21 protein-coding genes and 1 tRNA gene are annotated in these 15,185 nt (G+C 59.7%); 11 read left to right on the top strand and 11 right to left on the bottom strand.

The features are described from left to right. The first annotated feature begins 519 nt into the window (after positions 1 to 519). From PE058_RS20900 to PE058_RS20880, 5 genes are all read left to right on the top strand, one after another. A complete protein-coding gene (locus PE058_RS20900) occupies positions 520 to 1,071 on the top strand; it encodes a MerR family transcriptional regulator (RefSeq protein WP_271029432.1) in 552 nt (183 codons plus the stop codon). Between the two features lie 189 nt (positions 1,072 to 1,260). Continuing rightward, complete coding sequence (locus PE058_RS20895) at positions 1,261 to 2,004, top strand: 4'-phosphopantetheinyl transferase family protein (protein ID WP_271029431.1); 744 nt, start codon at positions 1,261 to 1,263, stop codon at positions 2,002 to 2,004. Between the two features lie 37 nt (positions 2,005 to 2,041). After that, a tRNA-Pro gene (locus tag PE058_RS20890) sits at positions 2,042 to 2,119 on the top strand. Between the two features lie 294 nt (positions 2,120 to 2,413). Next, on the top strand, positions 2,414 to 2,722 hold the full coding sequence (locus tag PE058_RS20885; protein WP_271029430.1) for an H-NS histone family protein: 309 nt from the start codon (positions 2,414 to 2,416) through the stop codon (positions 2,720 to 2,722). 60 nt (positions 2,723 to 2,782) lie between these two features. Further along, positions 2,783 to 3,307, top strand: coding sequence for a GIY-YIG nuclease family protein (locus PE058_RS20880; protein WP_271029429.1), 525 nt, complete (start codon positions 2,783 to 2,785; stop codon positions 3,305 to 3,307). Between the two features lie 18 nt (positions 3,308 to 3,325). Here the strand turns inward: PE058_RS20880 and PE058_RS20875 are convergent, their stop codons facing one another. Further along, on the bottom strand, positions 3,326 to 3,904 hold the full coding sequence (locus PE058_RS20875) for a hypothetical protein (protein ID WP_271029428.1): 579 nt from the start codon (positions 3,902 to 3,904) through the stop codon (positions 3,326 to 3,328). Between the two features lie 81 nt (positions 3,905 to 3,985). Continuing rightward, on the bottom strand, positions 3,986 to 4,333 hold the full coding sequence (locus PE058_RS20870; protein WP_271029427.1) for a hypothetical protein: 348 nt from the start codon (positions 4,331 to 4,333) through the stop codon (positions 3,986 to 3,988). 178 nt (positions 4,334 to 4,511) lie between these two features. Here PE058_RS20870 and PE058_RS20865 point away from each other — a divergent pair, with 178 nt between their 5' ends. The 3 genes from PE058_RS20865 (at position 4,512) to PE058_RS20855 (ending at position 6,583) form a co-directional block, all read left to right on the top strand. Continuing rightward, positions 4,512 to 5,060, top strand: a complete 549-nt coding sequence (locus tag PE058_RS20865; protein WP_271029426.1) for a hypothetical protein — start codon at positions 4,512 to 4,514, stop codon at positions 5,058 to 5,060. An 87-nt stretch (positions 5,061 to 5,147) separates the two neighbouring features. Further along, on the top strand, positions 5,148 to 6,239 hold the full coding sequence (locus tag PE058_RS20860; protein ID WP_271029425.1) for a hypothetical protein: 1,092 nt from the start codon (positions 5,148 to 5,150) through the stop codon (positions 6,237 to 6,239). Next, positions 6,230 to 6,583 (top strand): ankyrin repeat domain-containing protein, encoded by a 354-nt coding sequence (locus PE058_RS20855; protein WP_271029424.1) that lies wholly within the window; start codon positions 6,230 to 6,232, stop codon positions 6,581 to 6,583. Before PE058_RS20860 ends, PE058_RS20855 begins: the two co-directional genes overlap by 10 nt. A 91-nt stretch (positions 6,584 to 6,674) precedes the next feature. On the opposite strand, the gene PE058_RS20850 is transcribed toward PE058_RS20855, so the two are convergent. Together PE058_RS20850 and PE058_RS20845 are read right to left on the bottom strand one after the other, a co-directional pair. Further along, positions 6,675 to 7,091, bottom strand: a complete 417-nt coding sequence (locus PE058_RS20850) for a hypothetical protein (protein WP_271029423.1) — start codon at positions 7,089 to 7,091, stop codon at positions 6,675 to 6,677. A gap of 63 nt (positions 7,092 to 7,154) precedes the next feature. After that, a complete protein-coding gene (locus PE058_RS20845) occupies positions 7,155 to 7,607 on the bottom strand; it encodes a hypothetical protein (protein WP_271029422.1) in 453 nt (150 codons plus the stop codon). A gap of 175 nt (positions 7,608 to 7,782) precedes the next feature. Here PE058_RS20845 and PE058_RS20840 point away from each other — a divergent pair, with 175 nt between their 5' ends. Beyond that, positions 7,783 to 8,172, top strand: coding sequence for a helix-turn-helix domain-containing protein (locus PE058_RS20840; RefSeq protein WP_271029421.1), 390 nt, complete (start codon positions 7,783 to 7,785; stop codon positions 8,170 to 8,172). Here the strand turns inward: PE058_RS20840 and PE058_RS20835 are convergent. After that, complete coding sequence (locus PE058_RS20835; protein WP_271029420.1) at positions 8,169 to 9,029, bottom strand: sigma-70 family RNA polymerase sigma factor; 861 nt, start codon at positions 9,027 to 9,029, stop codon at positions 8,169 to 8,171. The genes PE058_RS20840 and PE058_RS20835 overlap by 4 nt on opposite strands. A 33-nt stretch (positions 9,030 to 9,062) precedes the next feature. Here PE058_RS20835 and PE058_RS20830 point away from each other — a divergent pair, with 33 nt between their 5' ends. Both PE058_RS20830 and PE058_RS20825 read left to right on the top strand, forming a co-directional pair. Beyond that, the gene (locus PE058_RS20830; protein WP_271029419.1) at positions 9,063 to 10,274 is read left to right on the top strand and encodes a hypothetical protein; all 1,212 of its coding nucleotides are present in this window, start codon (positions 9,063 to 9,065) and stop codon (positions 10,272 to 10,274) included. Further along, positions 10,268 to 10,621 (top strand): ankyrin repeat domain-containing protein, encoded by a 354-nt coding sequence (locus tag PE058_RS20825; protein WP_271029418.1) that lies wholly within the window; start codon positions 10,268 to 10,270, stop codon positions 10,619 to 10,621. Before PE058_RS20830 ends, PE058_RS20825 begins: the two co-directional genes overlap by 7 nt. Positions 10,622 to 10,633: 12 nt before the next feature. Here PE058_RS20825 and PE058_RS20820 read toward each other — a convergent pair whose 3' ends face one another. From PE058_RS20820 to PE058_RS20795, 6 genes are all read right to left on the bottom strand, one after another. Then, the gene (locus PE058_RS20820; protein WP_271029417.1) at positions 10,634 to 11,257 is read right to left on the bottom strand and encodes an HAD family hydrolase; all 624 of its coding nucleotides are present in this window, start codon (positions 11,255 to 11,257) and stop codon (positions 10,634 to 10,636) included. 2 nt (positions 11,258 to 11,259) lie between these two features. Next, entirely contained in the window at positions 11,260 to 12,663 is a 1,404-nt protein-coding gene (locus tag PE058_RS20815; protein WP_271029416.1) for a relaxase/mobilization nuclease domain-containing protein, read from the bottom strand. Then, entirely contained in the window at positions 12,660 to 13,016 is a 357-nt protein-coding gene (locus tag PE058_RS20810; RefSeq protein WP_271029415.1) for a plasmid mobilization protein, read from the bottom strand. Before PE058_RS20810 ends, PE058_RS20815 begins: the two co-directional genes overlap by 4 nt. 730 nt (positions 13,017 to 13,746) lie before the next feature. After that, the gene (locus tag PE058_RS20805) at positions 13,747 to 14,157 is read right to left on the bottom strand and encodes a hypothetical protein (protein WP_271029414.1); all 411 of its coding nucleotides are present in this window, start codon (positions 14,155 to 14,157) and stop codon (positions 13,747 to 13,749) included. Beyond that, positions 14,150 to 14,374: a hypothetical protein gene (locus tag PE058_RS20800; RefSeq protein WP_271029413.1), complete on the bottom strand. Its 225-nt coding sequence runs from the start codon at positions 14,372 to 14,374 to the stop codon at positions 14,150 to 14,152. The genes PE058_RS20805 and PE058_RS20800 overlap by 8 nt, the downstream gene beginning before the upstream one ends. A 63-nt stretch (positions 14,375 to 14,437) precedes the next feature. Continuing rightward, positions 14,438 to 15,016 carry a hypothetical protein gene (locus PE058_RS20795; protein WP_271029412.1) on the bottom strand — a complete coding sequence of 193 codons (579 nt, stop codon included), beginning with the start codon at positions 15,014 to 15,016 and terminating at the stop codon, positions 14,438 to 14,440. Positions 15,017 to 15,185: the final 169 nt, after the last annotated feature.

Genomic DNA, 15,185 nt, shown 5'->3' with positions numbered 1-15,185 from the left:
GTTACGCGCGTGCTTTTTCAAAGCCGCTCCGATCGCGTCGAGACCGCTGGCTTGATCCGGTCTCCGCAAAGCGCCCTCCAGAAACGGCCCAGAAACGACAACGTGTTCAAGGCGTGCGCCGACAATCGGCAGGCGCGCGTGTTCGTCGCAGCGTGGTGTCGGCGAACGCGAAGACATCGCGACGGGCGGGCGTGTAGAAGACGTGCAGAGCGCGCACCTGCGCGCGACATGAGGCACGCACGCACAAACGATATCGCGCTGCGCTTGGTCTCATTGCGAAAAAAGCTGTGACCGAATGATCCGATTGGTCGAGACGCAGCGAGACGTTGACGGTATCATCGCGCCCGCAAGCTGTAGCGTCGAGTAACTGCACGTCTCTTCGTCTGAGAAGGAGAGGCAGGCATGGAACTTGATTCCAACCGCGAGTGTAATTGAGGGGCGGTCGGCGCGCGCCAGCAGACAACGTGACGGCGAATGCCGTTCAATGCGCGTCTTGGGCCAAGGCATCGAGGGGTAACGATGAGCAAGGCAGCGGAGGCTTTTCGAACCATCAGCGAAGTGGCTGATGAGCTCGATGTCCAGAAGCATGTTCTGAGATTCTGGGAAGCACGCTTCCCGCAGGTCCGGCCCATGAAGCGCGGCGGCGGGCGCAGGTATTACCGGCCGGAGGACATGGAGCTGCTGCGCGGCATCCGTCATCTGCTCCACGCCGAGGGCTACACCATCAAGGGCGTGCAGAAGATCCTTCGCGAGCAGGGCATCGATCATGTGAAGCAGCACGGCCGCCTTCCGGGCGAGGCAGAGACGCGTGCTCCCGCTGCAGGGCGCGGCATTCCCGATGCGCGCGCGATGCAGGCGAACGTCCCCGCGACGGGCGGGCGTGGCCGTGGGCCGGTGCCCGTGTCGGCGCGCCGCGCGGCGGCACGCAACCAGGGCAACGCCATCGAGCACTTGGCCGCTATCGAGGCTGCGATCAAGGAGCTGGAGCAGTGCCGCTCGATCCTGCTCGAGACGCTCGGCAAGAACGAGCCGTTGCGCGCTCCGCGCCGCGCGCGCGCCGTGGGCGCCTAGCCGGCAGCGCTAGGTACGTCTGCGGCAGAGGAATGCGAGAGATTGGACCGGTGACGCGCTGGCGCGTCGCCGGTCTTCGTTTGCCGGGAAGCACGCCATAAGCTCCATGGCTGCCCGTCGTCCTGTATAGTCGCTGTGATCGCGTCGGCTGGCTCTGCCGCGGGCGGACAGCGGCGCAGGCGGATGCAGATGGTTGAGACGGAACTCTGGCTCGTAGATCTTCATAAATCGGGAGAGGCGCTCGAAGCGCTAGAGGCATCGTCTCCGCGTCTCTCGAGCGATGTCCTCACCCGCCTCGCCGCCATCAAGGATGAGGCCACCCGCCGGGAGCGGATGCGGGCGCACATCGCGCTGCGTGTTCTTCTCGAACGCCAGCTCGGTCCGTCCGTGCGCGGCATGCCCTTTGTCATCGGCGCATCCGGCAAGCCCGCTCTCGCCAATGATGGCGTGAGCTTCAGCCTCGCTCACACCAAGGGGCTGGCCCTCATCGGCACGGGACCGGGAATGCCGCTCGGCGTCGATCTGGAGCTGATGCGGGCCGTGCACATGCCCGAGACACGCCGAGCCCCCATCGAGCGGGAGGCCGTGGCGCTCGCGGCCGGCGCGCCGCTCGGCGATGCGGACGCGGATGCGCGCTTTCTGCGGGCCTGGGTCCGCATCGAGGCGGTGGCGAAAGCGCTCGGTGAGGGCGTGGGGCCGCTTCTGGAGCATCTGAGGCCTGGGAGAGAGGCCCCTCACTCGAGCGCGGAACACGTGAGTCTGCCCGGCGCTGAGCAACGCCGGATCGTGGCCCACGATGTAGCGGCGACCCGAGACCTTTTCGCCGCCGTGGCCCTTCCCGCGGGGCAAAGCCCGCCCCCTCTCGGCGTGCTTCCCGAAGCTGCGGCAAAAATTGAGGCGCTTCTTGAGCCTGGAAGCGGAACGAGGCGTTGACCGGAGGCCCAAGGCCAGACATAAGGGGGGCCGAAGTCGGAGCGTAGCGCAGCCTGGTTAGCGCACCAGTCTGGGGGACTGGGGGTCGGAGGTTCAAATCCTCTCGCTCCGACCAATATCCTTCAAGTACTTATCGGGTTCCGCTTCAGGGATTCAGGCTGATTTTGATCCGATTTTGATCCTTCGCTGCCGGGCGTCCCGAGACGGATTTGGCAGGAGTGGATCGTGGTCGGCAGCCTTAACGTAGGTCTGAATCGGTCAATTTTCCAGCTTATAAAATGCACGGTGTGGGCTGCTGCGCGAGGCAGCGCAGCCGTAGGGCCGAACCGACAATCTGCGGCGATTGACCTTCCGTATCCGATCGAATAGCCAATCCAATTGGATTCGCATTGAAGTGGAGCGGGCACGCATGAAAGCGAGCGAACTAGCAGGATTGAGCCTCAAGGAACTGCGGGTACTGCAGGAACGTGTCGAGGCGGCGATTTCGGAGCGCGAAAAGCAAGACCGCGCTGACGTCAGGGCTAAGCTTGCTGACATGGCTGAGAAGGCGGGCTTCAGCGTGGGCGAGCTGTTTGGTTCGGGCAGGAATCAGAAGCGTGGCGCAGCTCCCATCAAGTTCCGGAATCCGAAAGATCCCTCTCAGACCTGGACTGGTCGCGGACGTAGGCCGAATTGGATGGTAGAGGCCGGCGGGGATTTCGATCGCTTTCGCGTCTGACGCCATACATCGGTATGGCGTGAATGGATTACAGCAGCCGGGTTGCGGTAAACTGGAAGGGTGAGTTTCGTTATCTACGCCATCGCCGATCCCCGCTGCCGGAAGGTATTTTATATCGGGCACACATCGCGGCTTGATCTGCGCATTGAGCAGCACCTGGAAGCCGGCGAAACCATCTGCGGTCTTCGTGTTCAGGAGATCGTTGCGGCTGGGCGGGAACCGCAGTTTTTCATCCTTCAGCACTGCGAGAGTGAACGGGCCGCCCTGATGGCCGAGGTGTTCTGGATTGACCTGCTCAGTGGGCGCGGGGCGGCGTTGACCAACAATCAGGCGTTCGATGGCTATAGCGCCCGGGCCGGGGAAAAGCGGCGGCTGCGCGGAGAGCTGGGCGCGGGAACGCGCATGGAGCAGCTGGCGGCGATTGCCAATGGCCGGCCTGTCAGGGAAGGGCGGCGGTGGTCGCGCAAGGAAGACCAGATGATGCGGCGGCTGAAGCGGGAAGGGAAATCCGACTATGAGATTGCAGATCAGCTCTCTCGATCGGTGGGGGCGATAGAGGCGCGGCTGACCCAGAAGTCGGTCTAAGGTTCGCGGTGCGTGGCTTCACCTGCCGGGGGCCGGGTCGATCCTGAAGTATTTTTTCTGAAAGCGGCTTTGCGCGGAAAAATCGGGTGGAGCGTCGAAGGCTTCGAGCGGTGCGATCGTGTCGGGTTTGTAGTTGAAGGGCACGAACCTCAAGTCTTGATAGAGCTGATGGCTGGGCGGCTTGGCCTGAAGGATATCTTCGAGGGTGGTCTGTTGCGAAATTGGTGCCGGCAGATCCTGGTGGTGGTCAAGCAGGTTGATGCGGTCGTTGCGCTCGGCAAATTCCCAGATTGAGAACAGGTAGGAACCGTCCGGCTGGGCGATGAGGAAGCTTGCAAAGCCGATGTCGTAGGGCAAGGCGTCGGAGGGGCTGCGGTAGGTCAGCCGATCGTCGATCCACAAATAGAGCGGTTTGCTGTCGCCATGCGGCCAGAGATCCATGGCCAAGGCGAGGTGGCGCGCGTGCTGGGCGGCCTCGTCGTGGGCCAGGCCTGATTTTTCAAATGCTGAGAGCAGCCGCCCTTCGCAGTCGTCGCGGTCGTTGCGCGCCGGCTGGGCGATGTCCTGGAGCTCCTGTTCAAACATCTTCAGCAGCATGCCGATGTCCCGTTGGAAATATATTGGTGGCGAGGAGTGTTGGGCCGCTTGCAGCGGCCGGCCCGCTCGGGAGAGCAAAGCCTAGTGCGTTTGCGCGATTGTCCCTCGGTCGGCCAGCAGTGCCTGTGGTGCGATGTCAGTCCGCGCTTCCTGAAAAGTCCTGAGCAGCATTGTCGTTTTTGACCCGTCACAGTCGTCCGCATCATACGCGGGTGTTTCTTGAGATGGCGATTTCTTTCTCCGGTGTCCGTCGTCTCGGCCATGCGAAGCCTTCTGGGGCTGGGCGAAAGGCTTCGATGTCCGGAGCCTCCGAAACCGGAGAGAAATACCATGCTCAAGAAAATCACCCACGAATTCGCAGCCGCCTGCACCGATCAGCAACTCCACTGCCTCCTGCACAGTCTTTTCAATCAGCTGGCCGACCGTCATATGGACGCTCAAGGGCGGCACTGCTGTCACGCCTCGGTTCAAGTCGTACGCAGAGCGCTCGCCGTGCTCCCCCCGAGGTGAGCCCGGCGTTCTGCTTCTTTTGCAGCCAAGGTCTTTATAACAAGGCGGTGGCTCACAAGGCTCTTGGTGTTGGCAGGAAGCGATGCGGGAACACGCCATGGCTGTTGAGCTTGATGACAGTGCGATGCTGCTGGAGCTGAAAATCTGGATGGACGGCGCGCGCGCGGCGCTTCCTGGCCATCCGAAGATCCGGCATGCGGAAGAGCAGCTTTGGAAGATCAACAACATCGCTGAGCAGCTGAAAGCGGAGGCGAGTGAAAAGCTGTCCGTGCTCGAGAGCCGGTACGATCCGGATCTGCAGAAGAAGATGGCGTTGGGCGGCGTTGCGGGCTCTTTTTCGAAGGCGAATACGAGGCTGGACATCTATGCCCGGGAACGTCAGGCGATTGTCGATGAATTTTCAGTGCGCAATGATGGGCTGTGGCGTCAGCGCATGGTGCTGACGCGCGATGTGCTGACAGCGGTGGAGCGGCAGGAGATCAAGCGGATCGGCCCCGTCGGTCAGCAGCGACTAGCGCTCGAACGGTTCAAGGGACATCAGGGTAACGTGTCTGACAGCTTGATGGAGCGGCTGCGGGCGCGCGCCCTCGAACGGCAGGCGGAGGCTGAGAATGCGCCGAAACCGGGCATCGAGATCGAGCGATAGCGCTGGAGCGGTGGGCCGGCTCCTCTTGGCGGGAGCAGTCAATTGTTGGAGGATAGCCGGCCAGGGGCTGGGATCAGGGGCTGATCGATGAAGGCGGGGAAGGGGTCTGCAAAACCGTTGCCGAACGCGCTGACGGGCTTGGCGCAGGTGCGTGGGGCAAGTGCGGCTGAAAAACGCCTCGTGCTTTACTATCCGGATGCATTCAAGCGCCACTACCTGCAAATCCTGGATCGCTATCGACAGGAGCTGGCGCGGCAGGGCGGCAAGCCCGTGGGCTGGAAGACGATCCGCAATATGGTGATGGCTCCTGAAGACGAGAAGCTTGCCAGGGAAAGGGGTGGTCAGCGCGACCGGATCAATGTCGAAACGGCGCGCCCGGAATCGACAGCCGTGTCAGAGGAAAATTTCAAGGGCTGGTATGACAAGGATAAGTCGCATCTGCCGTCTGATGTGAAGTTTCAGTACATCGAACGGTTCGTGCGCTTCTTGCGAAAAAGCGGCGCGATTGACGATATCGAGCGGGCCTTGGATTTGGCGCAGGGTGAATACGTCCGGGACGCGCTGCATTTGTTTTATCGGCCGAATTCTTACGGCGGGGATCGCTTGGTGCTCAAGGAGCGCGATCTGGCGTTGGCTGAAAAGTTTGTGTCCGGAGGATGTTTCGAGGTCGAGGCGCAGTGGCTTGGAGAAGGACCGCCGCGGCCCGCGGTCTGCCTGTTTTTGGTCAGGGATTACGGCAATCATGTCACGCCGGTCGATATCGTGCTGCTTCGGAAGGAAGGGCGTGAAGGGGAGGAAGAACAGCCGGATTTTGTGCCGCTCTATACCGGGTTTCTGGTCACGGACAACATCTTGGCGCTTGGCGAGGAACAGGTCGCGCTTTGGGGCAAGCTTATCTTGTCAAAGGGGAGCGGGGCGACGCCACGGGATGATGGCATTGCGTCGTTGGCCGAAGGCGGAACGTACAAGTCGTCGGTGACCTTCAGCGCCGATGGCGCGGAAATTTCTTTGGAGACAGGTGATGATCTTGCGTTGCTCGGGCCCGTGTTCGGTGTTGAAGCCGGTGGCGGTGATAAAAAAGAGGGATTGGCACCGCCTCCAATGCGGCGGGTTCGTCGCGATCATCGGATAGAGGCTTTGGAGCGCAGCTTGGCTTTCAGGTATCGGCCATGGGATTGAGCAAGGCGGAGATCGAGCGTAAGCTCAAGCAGATGATCGGCAATCCGCTGTTCGATGCGGCGCGGATGGACGATGTGGGGCTTATGCAGGGGGCGCTGGACCGTGGACGTTCTTTGAATGAGCAAGGGCCGGGTAGCGGGTTCACGCCCTTGCATACGGCAGCGCTGAACGGGAGCCTGCGGTTCCTAGAGGAAGCCCTTAAGATCAAGCATGTCGATCCTTGGATCAGGGACAACAAGGGCATGCTGGCGATTGATCATGCGGAAGTGCGCAGGGATCGAGCGGCTATGAATCTGCTGTTCGATGCCATGTACCCCAATGGGCAGGTACGGTTTTCGGAATAGCGCTTCCTAGAAAGGTGGGGTGGGGAAGAAGCGGCTTGCCGAGCATGCTGTTGGAGCTGGCAAGCCGCAGGGTCGGGGGTTGCGCGTGAAATCACGGGCCCGGTTCTGGGGCCATATAGATCCATCCGCCGTCACTGGGTTTGTTTTGCGGGACGGTTTTGTCGGGCCAGGAGTCGGATGCAATTGGAGGGAAGTCATAAAAATGCTCCTTGACGCGGTGGGTTGGCGTGTTTGAAGCGTCGGCAGAGTTTTTGCTTAGGTGCGGGAGATCTTTGGCGTTTTGAATAGCGCAGATTTCGTCGCTTGTAATGACGTGGTCTATATAAAGGCCGAAGGCGGTGCCGGCCGAGAAGGCGGCGGCCAGAGATGAAATAAATAAGCGTTTAGACATAATGTAGTTTTCTTTCTGGATCTTCTCCGTAATTATTGACGATGATTTGGCATTGCATAAATTATTGCGATAATGCAAGAAAAAACTCTTTCTGCATTGCTCGGCAAAGCCGCGCAAGGCTCGCCGCTCTCTTTCTCTGGGCCGATTGTGGGGATTGCCGCTGATTTGGCGGGCGCGGAATCAGGCGTTGGCCGCAATGATCTTGCCGATTGTTCCGGTGGCGGCGATTTGTTCGTCGAGTGAGGCCGGATCGGGAAGGGTGGATTTCAGGGCGATCAGGTAGCGGATATGGCTGCGGTGAAGATTGAGGGTGTTGTTGCGCAACGCGGGAAGGTCGGTAAGAGCCGCTGTTCTCGGGAATGCGTTGGCAATCTGTCTGTCGCCCCAGCCATGGGTCATTTTATAGCGGCAGAGATCTTCGGCGCGATGACGGGGGAAGTAGGGGCTGATGTATTCGATCGGAGGGCACTGGGCTGTTAGATAGGCGGATATGGCGCTGAAATCGATCTGACGCGCCAGGCTTGGGTATTGGGACATGATCTGGCCGGGCGATGCTTCCCAGCACATTTTGTAAAAGCAGAAATCGAGCGTTTTGTGGTGCTCGGGTGGTACAAGAAACGGCGAGGGGTCCATAGAGGAATTGACGCGTAAGAATCGAGTGCCGTCAAGAAATATTGGCGTCTTTTATTTATGTCAATTTATGGTTGTGCTTTAAGCGGTGGAATACAAAGGTATGATTATTTGAAATCGATATGTGTTTTCTGGTAATATTAGAGAATGTGCAACTAATAATTGAGGGGAAATCATAATGAGTACATGGAAAAAAAGAGCCGTGAAGGAGCGGTCAAAGCTGGTCAATTCGTTGACGCGATGGCGGGTAATCCGCAAAAAATCTCAGCAGGATCTGTGCCGGGACGTGGGGTCGGCGCAGGCGCAGCTGTCACGGATCGAGGTTGGGACAACGGGGTTGTCATTGGGCCTGGTGCTGGACATGAGCAAAGCACTTGATTGCGAACTGATGGTGGTACCCACAGAGCTGCGCGGGCAGGTGTTTGCGATCGTTGATCGCTTTGCCCAGGAGCGCGAGCTCGATCTTGGCCCGCGCACGATGCCCGGGCGCAAGCGAGGCAGCAGCCCAGGGGTTCATGCCGGGATGCTGGCCTCGAGGACGCCGGTTGGCACAGGTGTGCGTGCTTAGGCATTGGTGTGTTTTGCCGTGGTTGCTTCGTTCGGGATCAATCCGGTCGAAGCTGCTTTCAGCTTTTTGAGCGCACGGGTTTCGAGCTGGTGAACACGCTGCGGCGTGATTCCGAGCTTTTCAGCCAGGCGCGCGATGGTTGGCGGATTGGCAGCGAGCACGCGTTCGCTGACGATCTGGCGCTCTCGGTCGGTGAGACCCTTGATGAGCGAGCGCAGGTAGTCACGTTCCTGGATTTCTGAAACGAGATCCTCGGGCGTTGGGGCAGGTTCGAGGACGGGATCGGTGGAAGAGAAAGTTTCCACGAGAGTCCCGTCCTCCGCGTTGGGCAGGGGCATGTCTGTCGACACATCGCGGGCAAGGCGCGCTTCGACAAGCGTGACGGTGGCGATGGAGATGCCGAGCTTGTTGGCGATAGTTTTCTGATAATCGTGGGGCAGGACGCCGGCGTTGGCCTCGGCCAGCTTGTTGCGTTCGAAGCGGACGCGGAAGAAGGCGCGCTTGGTGTCGCCCGTGGGGGTGACGGCCACGATGCTGTGGTTGCGCATGATGTAATCTTTGATGGCGGTGCGGATCCAATAGGTGGCGTAGGTCGCAAAGGAGGCGTCGCCCGCCTTGGCAGGGTCGAAGCTATGGATGGCCTGCACCAGGGCCAGGGTGCCTTCGGAGATGATGTCCTCCAGCGGGATGTCGTAACGGCCGAAGGTTTTGGCTAATCTGACGACCAGGCCGCGGTGGTTCTTGACCAGCTGATCCAGGAGGTGCGGCGCGCGCGTTTCGTGGTACCGGGCGGCCAGCGAAAGGTTCTGGGCCTTGTCGAAAACGGGTGCCGGAACAGGGAGGGGTATGCGCGCCATGGATCTGATTTCCTTCGTGAAAAGGCTTGATCGATGAGCGCGAGTGAAAGGTCAGATGGCCCTGGTGCGAAGGGTAAGGTTGTTACCCTTCGGAGCGGGAAGGCGGGCGAAGCTGGGGGAAAAAAGCCGGTCGATCCGGCGCTGGTCTATTTTCCGGACGGGCTGAAGCGGCACTACATGGATCTGCTGCTGCGCTATAAAAATGAGCTAACCCGGACGACCAGAAAGCGCGTCGGCTGGCTGGCGATCCGCGATCAGATCATGGCCGAAGAGGATGCGACGGCGGCTGAGAAGGAGGGGTGGAACGATCAGGATAAGAAAGTCAACCGGCCGCGGAGTGAATTGGTGCGGCTGGATGATTTCAAGGGCTGGTACAATCCCAAAAACAGCCATCTGCCGACGAACACGAAATTTCAGTACATAGACCGTTATATCCGCGGGCTCAGAGTGGAGGGCTTGCTGGATGAGATCGAGCGCACTGTTTCTGATGCGAAGCGGGAATATCACCGGGAGTCGTTGGCGATATTCTACCGGCCGCAGATGGGCTTTAAGGGCAACGAGGCTGAGCAAGTCGAACTGGCGAGGATTTTAGATAGAACGGTCTTTGCTGCTTATTGCCGGCCCCAGGGCGATGACCCATCATTCGAAAGCCAATACCTGCTGTTGCTGTTCTGTCATGCGTTCAAAGGCAATATCAGCCCGGTAGAGGTGGTCGCATGTTTGTTGCCGCCGGGGCTGGTGGCAGAGCCAATCGGGGTCGGCAGTGTGCGATCAACAGCGCTCGATTGTTTGCGGCGCTTCGATACGCTGTCGTCGGGACTGATTTATCTGTATTCGGGGTTCATCGTTCTTGAAAGCTACGCGGCTTTATCGCCGATGAAGACCTCGGGGGCGTCTGCAAGCCTGATACTCACCAATCCGTCCTGCGCAGGCGTGTCGCAGTCAATGCTGACCTCAGACCTGTCGCGTCACTGCAATCCGCGTGTTTTTTTATTTCCGACGGCTGCAGAAGAGCAGGATGCGCCAATTCCAGTAAATTCAGCTATTGCCTGGCCTCTGGATGGCGCGAACGTGTTCAGGCAAATGGTTGTCGAAGTTATTTCTGAGTCACGGGGGACGTACTGGCTGGATCGGCCGCGGACTGATCCTCTGGCCGGGTTCGTGCAGATCTCGGAGAGAGGTCCTCAGTATGTTTCGCTGCTGGAATTGCGGGACAAGTTTGCAATCGGATATCGCCCGTGTTGAAGCCGCGCGCGCAATCCCGGGAAGGGCCGAAAAAGAGAGATCCGAGCCTGTTCGAGGCGGCGCGGACCAACGATATTGCTCAATTGATGAAGGCGCTATCGGCCGGCAAGCGATTGGATCAGGATGATCTCGAGGACGGGTTCACGCCGCTGCATACGGCTGCGTTCAATGGCAGTCTGGAATTCATCCGCGAGGCGTTACGCGATCATTCGGCCAATCCGTGGATTCGGGATCGTCAGGGCCGTCTTGCCATTGATCATTCGGATGCGCGGCGGGATTATGAAATCTCCAAGCTGCTGTATGAGGCGATGTATCCCGGTGGCGCAGTGCCATTGCCGGAAGGTTAGGTCGGTTGGGAGTTACATTTCCGGGAGCAGAGTGAGGAGCGTGCCGAGTGTTGCGATTTCTCTGTCCGGGGCGAGAGGTTGATAGCCGCGTCGCAAGTAAAGGGCACTCATGCCGGCGCGGCGGGGGGCTGTCACATCGTTTTCGATGTGATCGCCGACGAACAGGATTTCGTCAGGCTGCACATCGAGTGTGCGTATGAGATCGACGTAAATCATGGGATTGGGCTTGGCGGCGCGGGCCTTGAAGCTCCAGGTGATCGCGTCCCATGGAAGGGGAAGTACTGCGAGGGCAGGGGCGGCGTAAGGGGTGAGGATGTTGGAGCAGAGCGCGGTTTTGTATCCGCGGTCGCGCAGTACTGAGAGCGTCGGGAGGGCGTCGTCAAACGCGGCGATGCTGGCGGCTTCGAGGGCGATGGCGGAGTTGATATGATCAATCGTCTCCGTGGGTAGGCCGGGAAAAAGAGCGGCGAGATCGAAGTCGTGTGTCATCAGCCATTCGTAGTCATCGAGGCGGGGCTCAGCGAGATTCGCCCGCATCCACGTTTGCAATAGGGAAAGTGGGCGTTGAGGCTGCCTGATCTGAACAAGGGTGTCGAAGGCATCGAAGGCGACGGCGCGGATCGTGGCTAAGGTCATTGTCAATCATCCCTTGTGCGATCGTTGTCATTGGATGGCCCGGGCGGATCACGATCCTGGCGGAAGTCGGCGGCGCGGTTACGCAGCTTATCGAGGAAGGACTGTGGGTCGGCAGCCTTGTTGAACTCCTGCGTGCGCTCGAGTGAGAGGGCCAGCTTTTCAAAGTCGGCTTTGCGGCGCTCGATGAGTTGGTGCCATTCGGCCTTGTTCTTGGCGAGTTCGCCCCGCTGAATGAATGTCAGGTCTGCGCGCGCGCGGCGATACTCGATGACGGCTGTTTCGGATTCCATCTTATAGGCGGCGACGACAGGGAGCATGGCTGCCCTGATGGCATTGCGCTGGCGCGTATCCAACTCTTGGCGGCGCTGCGCGAGCTGCTTGTCGAACATGGCCTGGCGCTCGGTCGCGTCTCCGATGCCGCGCCAGAGCTGGGACAGGATGGAAGGGCGCGGGCCGTCTGCAGCCGCGTGGGCGATGTCGACATTGCGGAACAAATTCGAAAGGCGGCCGAAGGTGGATTTTTCGCGCGCCTCGAACTGTCTGCGTTCGGCGATCTCGGCCTCTTTCAAGGCCCTCCACTGGGGCCGGAACGTCTCGATGATCTGCACCCGCGCCGCCGCCTGCCCTTTCCGGGCTTGTTCGCGGATGGCATGGCGGTTTTGCAGGAAATCATGCTGCAGGTCGTCCCACTGGGCTTTGTGGCGCTTCTTCAGTCTGTGTGAGCGGTTGGCCTGCTCTTTGGCCAGGGCATGGTGCTTGTGGCGCAGTTCGATGCGGCGATCGGGGTTGTCGTTGGCTGATTGCCGGATGAATTTCTCAGCATCAATGATGTGACGGGGGACCGGGCGGTATTTGGTTTTCTCGCCGCGGGCGCGGGCCTCGGCGTTTAATTCGCGCTGGGGCGAATAGTGCTGACCGCGTTGGCGCTGATATTCGAGCGCCCAGGCCGACAGGTTGTTCCATTCGTTGGAATCGTCCAGCAACGCGCCGTTGTCGAGGGTGCGGTTGATCAGGATATGAACGTGGGGGTGCTTGGTATCGTTGTGCGAGATGATCAACGCCTGCTGGTTTTCAGCGCCCAAGGCTTTGAGTGCGCCTTCGATGGCGGCCTCCATATCTTCGCGCGTGAGGGTTTCTTTTTCCTCGGGGTGCCACGTCAGCACGAGATGCTTGACGATGTTCTTCTGCTTGCGGCCGGTGGAGGGGATTCCGGCCTCCTTTTTCCGCTGCGGAGCGTCCATGGCTATGGCGGCCATCACACGCCAGGCAGTTTCGGGGTTTTGGGTGGCCAGGTTGCGCGTCATCGTCCACGCAACTCGCTTTTCATTGAGTTCGTGCTTGGATCCTTTCAATAGATATGCGGCGGCGCCTTTGAACGAGCGCCCATGCAGGATGCGCGGGTTCAAGCCGACCTCTTGACCAGTTCATCGAGTGTGTTGGCAACTTTTTCGGCGAGAGTCTGCCAGAAGTCGCGCTGGTCCTGGCCTCGGTTAGCGGCACGGGCGATCTGGTTGATGTTCACGCCGATGGCGTTGACTTCGCGGATCAGTTGCGCGTCCGCCATTGGGCGGGGAACCGAGATCGCGAGATTCAATCCGGCCCTTCTCAGGTATTCGGCGACGGTGAGTCCCGCCTTGGCCGCTTGCTGGCGGTAATAGTGGTCTTCCGCGATGGTGATGCGGATATTGATCTGAATGCAGCGCTTCTCGGCCTTCTGTTTGATGGGACGGCCGCCGCGCCCTGTGATGGGTTTGCTCAATAGGGTTCCTCCATAGCTGTTTCGACTGTGTTGTGAAGTGGCGGTCCGGCTTAAAGCCGGAACGCGCATGACCCTGCCCGGCCGTAAGGCCGTGGCGGGTGTCGAGTGCGCGGGGCCGTGCGCTGGGGGGTGGCGGGTCGGTAGCTTAAGTCAGGGGATTAGCTGCCCGCTTGCCGGGTCCGGGGCGGCCGTTGCCCCGGTGTGGTGTCGGGCACAAGCCCGACCCTGGATGGGTTGAGGGAAACCGGGACGGTTTCCCCACGAGATGCCGACCATTCGGATAAACATAAAACGGTGGCGAAGCCCCGTTTTATGTCCGAATGGGAGGGTTTTTGCATAGCAAAAACACATCTCGCTCCTCGTTCGGCCTTTATATTAGGCCTCACTCGGAGAAAAAATGCAAGAATTTTCGATTATGGGAATTAAAAGCCGCCACCGATCCATTCATATATCGATATGAAGCCAAACAAATCGGCGGCTGAATATGGAATCGATGGCACGGTACTTATTCTAGCATGGGACGCGGGCAACACACACACGTATGCAGGCAATGCCCGGCAGCGGCACGGGCCATAAGCGCATCCTTGGTGTGTTGCCCGCTTTTGCGGCGGCGGCTTAAGCACGCCGCCCAAGGCCGCCCATAAAGCCCGTATGGGCGGCGGCCTATTCGGAAAGAAAGCGCCCACCCGATGAAATGCGGGGGGCGGTAAGGATGCCCTTACAGGTGGGGCTAGGTATGGGTTGAAGCTGTGATCCTGCGGAAGAAGTTTTCCGGGTAGGAAGCGGTCGAGATCGAGAGACGGAAATTGAATTCTTCCTGCGTGATGGGTTCAGCCCAAGATGCATCCAGATTTTTGCGGTCCCAGCCATCGGGATCGAGAATGGTGATGCCTTTGTAGGGATCGGTATTCAGCCATTGGTCGGCCGTTTTGTAGAAGACGGACATATCGGCAGGCTGTTTGTCGAGAAGGCCGTGCTCATCACCAGTTCCGGCGCAGGCGGTGCATTTGCGCCATTCGCCGTTCAATCCAGAGCCTTCGCCTGATCCTTGGCAGTTGGGGCAGGGTCGGCCGGTCCAGCCGTGAAGCTTGCCGTCGATGATGACTTCTCCAGCACCGAGATCGTGGGGTTGGCTAGTCATAGCGCACCTCCGCGACCTGGGGTAGCTGGATGGCGGCCTCATGGGCAAGCATGGCGCTGGTTTGCACCGCCTGGCCGAGCTGTTGGACATCGAATGATGTCAGGGCCGAGATATCGCCGTTGTTGAGGATGCGTGCGGCGATCGCATCGGCGGTCTGGGTTTCAATTTCCAGCTTGCGGATGACCGAGCGGAGGTAGTTGTAGCGTAGGGTGTTCATTGTCTTTCCTTTCGTTGCTGAGAAAGAGAAAGGCCCGCCCTGCGAGGGGCGGGCCTTTTGAGCTTAGATTTGCTCGAGGGCGGGGGCCGCATAGTTGTCGACAGGGTGTCCGTTCAGGACTTCGCCCGTCTCCGGATCATGCGGCTCGTTTGCTTGATTGGCAGGCTGGGGAGTGCTGCCTTTGGTTTCGGTGGGAATTAGAAACACCACGCCATCGCCGAGATTGGCGAAGGGCGAGGCGGGATCCAGGTGGTAGTCGACGATACCGCCTTTGCTGGCATCCTTGCGGGGCCAGACGGTCGCTACGCGGACCATGGCACCCAGGATATCCTGCCCGGACTGGGTTTTCCCCCGCTTGGCGCAGAAACCTAGTTCGTAGATGGGGTAGGACTTGTTGGCATCGCGTTGCTCGGGGAGATTGGGCGGCAGGAGGAAGACGACGCCTTCGCCCAGAGCCCCGAACGGGGACGCGGCTTTCGTATAGAAATCGACAAGACCGCCTTTGGTGGCATCCTTGCGCTCCCATACGGCGGCCAGGCGTACCATGGAGCCGAGGATTTCGCCTCCGCGGCCGTCAGTGCCTTTCTTGGCGCAAAAGCCAAGTTCGTAGATAGGTGCTTTATTGGTGGTTTGAGTAGTCATGATTGTAAGTTTCCTTTCTGAGGAGTTTTTTCTGGCTGGACCATCCAGCCATGCACTTTGTCCATCCGGCGCATAGGGCCGGAAATGCAACGACCTTCGCGGTGCTGGTGCGGAAGGTCGTTGCAAGCGCGACTAAAAATCATGACGTCGCGCGGTTTGCGGAACGCGT

It is taken from the genome of Hyphomicrobium sp. DMF-1 (assembly GCF_027886585.1).
Classification (GTDB): domain Bacteria; phylum Pseudomonadota; class Alphaproteobacteria; order Rhizobiales; family Hyphomicrobiaceae; genus Hyphomicrobium_C; species Hyphomicrobium_C zavarzinii.
Note: the sequence above shows the minus strand (reverse complement) of the source record. Positions and strands in the feature narration are given on the sequence as shown.